Origin of the sequence: Streptomyces sp. SID5785 (assembly GCF_009870065.1) — a bacterium.
Classification (GTDB): Bacteria; Actinomycetota; Actinomycetes; order Streptomycetales; family Streptomycetaceae; genus Streptomyces.
This window is the reverse complement of record NZ_WWIA01000041.1, coordinates 1-3,054: the sequence shown is the minus strand read 5'-3', so window position 1 is coordinate 3,054 and position 3,054 is coordinate 1. Positions and strand designations below refer to the sequence as shown.

Annotated in this window: 2 protein-coding genes; one reads left to right on the top strand and one right to left on the bottom strand. The window is 73.5% G+C overall.

All coding sequences use genetic code 11. The features are described 5' to 3' along the window. Positions 1–551 (bottom strand): gamma subclass chorismate mutase AroQ (gene aroQ, locus GTW43_RS01450; RefSeq protein WP_343245859.1); only part of this gene is annotated, 551 nt, incomplete at its 3' end. A gap of 152 nt (positions 552–703) precedes the next feature. Here aroQ and cyc2 point away from each other — a divergent pair. After that, positions 704–2,911 (top strand): germacradienol/geosmin synthase Cyc2, encoded by a 2,208-nt coding sequence (cyc2, locus tag GTW43_RS01445; protein ID WP_161299700.1) that lies wholly within the window; start codon positions 704–706, stop codon positions 2,909–2,911. The last annotated feature ends 143 nt before the right edge of the window (positions 2,912–3,054 follow it).

Sequence of the window (3,054 nt, the reverse complement as noted above, 5' to 3'; positions counted from 1 at the left end):
AGCGGGCCGAAGCCGCGCGGGAGCGCCGCCCCGACGGCCGCCGCCGTGAGCCGCGGTCCGCACGACGGGGACGTCCGCGCGGGCGCCGCCGCGCGCAGGGCGGTCAGCAGCTCCGTCGTGATGCGGTCGAGCGCCGGGCGCACCTCCTTCGCCAGGTCCGGGCGCTCGGTCGGCCGCTCCCCGGGATGTGCGTCCCAGCGGGCGTACAGGCCGCGCTGCACCTGCTTGTTCGCCTCGATCTGGTCGCGGAAGACCGCCTGCGCCCATGCGCTGTCCAGACCGAGCCCGGCCGCGCGCCGCGCCACGTCGTCGAGGATCTGCCGCTCGCGCGCCGGGTCGTCGACCGGGGCCGGTGTGCCGTACTTCGCCGCGGCGACCTGGTCGGCGAGCTCGACCCGCTCGGCGGCGAGAGCGGCGATGTCGTGCAGGCCGCGCGCAGGTGGCGGCGGCGCGGGGGAGGCGGCCGCCGGGAGCGCGGCACCGCCCAGGGCGAAGGCGGCGGCGAGGCCCGCGGCGAGCAGGCGGGCGGTGGGGCGCGGCAGGTGCGGCACGGTCGGGTCCTTCGCGGGTCGGGGCGGGCGGACCGCCCCTGTCTAGCGCGCCGCGTCCCCGCTCGGGGACGGACCGGCACCCGTTCACGCGATAGGACGGTCATGTTCCGCGCGGCGGATGCCCGGACCGGCCCCCGGGTAGGGCCGCGTCCATGACAGAGCAGTCCTCGCAGCCGTTCCGCCTGCCGCGCTTCTACATGCCGTACCGCGCGCGGCTCAACCCGCATCTCGACGAGGCGCGGGCCCACTCCACCGCGTGGGCCCGCGGCATGGGCATGCTCGAGGGCAGCGGCGTATGGGAGGAGAGCGACCTCGACGCACACGACTACGGCCTGCTGTGCGCGTACACGCACCCCGACTGCGACAGCGCCGCGCTGTCGCTGATCACCGACTGGTACGTGTGGGTCTTCTTCTTCGACGACCACTTCCTCGACATGTACAAGCGCACGAACGACCGGGAGGCCGGCAAGCACCACCTGGAGCGGCTGCCGCTCTTCATGCCCATGGACCTCGCCGCCGAGGTGCCCGAGCCGTGCAACCCGGTGGAGGCCGGCCTGATCGACCTGTGGCGGCGCACCGTCCCCGCCATGTCCGCGCACTGGCGCCGCCGCTTCGCCGAGTCCACCGCGCACCTGCTCAACGAGTCGATGTGGGAGCTGTCCAACATCGACGAGGGACGCGTCGCCAACCCCGTCGAGTACATCGAGATGCGCCGCAAGGTGGGCGGCGCGCCCTGGTCCGCCGGGCTCGTCGAGTACGCGACCGCGGAGGTGCCCGCCGCCGTGGCCCGCTCCCGCCCGCTGCGCGTCCTCATGGAGACCTTCTCCGACAGCGTCCACCTGCGCAACGACCTCTTCTCCTACGAGCGCGAGGTGCGCGACGAGGGGGAGCTGAGCAACGGCGTGCTCGTCCTGGAGACCTTCTTCGGCTGCACGACCCAGGAAGCGGCGGAGACCGTCAACGACGTGCTGACCTCACGGCTGCACCAGTTCGAGCACACCGCGCTGACCGAGGTGCCCGCGCTCGCCGCCGAGCGCGGCCTGACCCCCGACGAGATCGCCGCCGTCGCCGCGTACACGGCGGGGCTCCAGGACTGGCAGTCCGGCGGCCACGCGTGGCACCTGCGCTCCAGCCGCTACATGAACAAGGAGGCGCCGCCGGCCACGGCACCGCTGTTCGGCCCCGGCGGCCCCGGCGCGGGCACCACCGACGTGGTCGGCCTGCTCCGCGATCTCGGCGCCCAGCGGCTGCGCTCGTACGGGCACGTCCCGTACGAGAAGGTGGGCCCGTCGCGGATCCCCGACCTGTACATGCCGTTCCCGCTGCGGCTCAACCCCGCCCTGTCCGGGGCCCGCGACCGGCTGCTGCCCTGGGCGCACCGCACGGGCATCCTCTCCGAGGGCGTCTGGGACGAGGACAAGCTCGCCTCCTGCGATCTGGCCCTGTGCGCGGCGGGCATCGACCCGGACGGCCCGCCCGAGGCCCTCGACCTCAGCACGCAGTGGCTGGCCTGGGGCACGTACGGCGACGACTACTACCCGCTCGTGTTCGGGAACCGGGGCGATCTGGCCGCCGCCCGGGCCTGCACGGCACGCCTGTCCGCCTGCATGCCGGCCGACGACGACGACCCCGCGCCGCCCATCCCGGCCAACGCCGTGGAGCGCGGCCTCACCGACCTCTGGGCCCGCACCACGGCCACCATGACCCCGGACCAGAAGCGCACGGTCCGCGCGACCGTCGACGTGATGACCGAGAGCTGGGTCTGGGAGCTCGCCAACCGGGTCCAGAACCGCGTCCCCGACCCCGTCGACTACCTGGAGATGCGCCGCGCCACCTTCGGCGCCGACCTCACGATGAGCCTGTGCCGCGTGGGCCACGGCCCCGCCGTACCGCCCGAGGTGTACCGCACCGGCCCCGTGCGGGCGCTCGAGAACGCGGCCGTCGACTACGCGTGCCTGCTCAACGACGTGTTCTCGTACCAGAAGGAGATCGAGTACGAGGGCGAGATCCACAACGCGATCCTCGTCGTGCAGCGCTTCTTCGGCATCGACTACCCGAAGGCGCTCGTCATCGTGAACGACCTCATGACACAGCGCATGCGGCAGTTCGAACACATCGTCGCGCACGAGTTCCCCGTCCTGTACGAGGACCTCGGGCTGTCCGCCGAGGCACGGGCCGTCCTCGACGGCTACGTCGACGACCTGCGCAACTGGACCGCGGGCATCCTGAACTGGCACCGAGGCGTCGACCGGTACCGCCCGGAGTACCTGGCCCGCCGTGCCCACGGCTTCGTGCCGGACCGGATCCCCGCGCCGCCGCGGGGCCCCTTCGCCGGCGGGGAGGCCGTGCCGGTGCCGTAATCGAGCGGCGCCCGGCATGCTCACTCGTTCGGGAATCGTGGCGCACCGGCACGGAGGGTAGAGCTCAGGCCGTAGGCGAGCGAGCCGGCGAGCTGTGGAGGCGGGCCCATCATGGAGCAGACCGCGTTGCGTCCCAAGTCCAT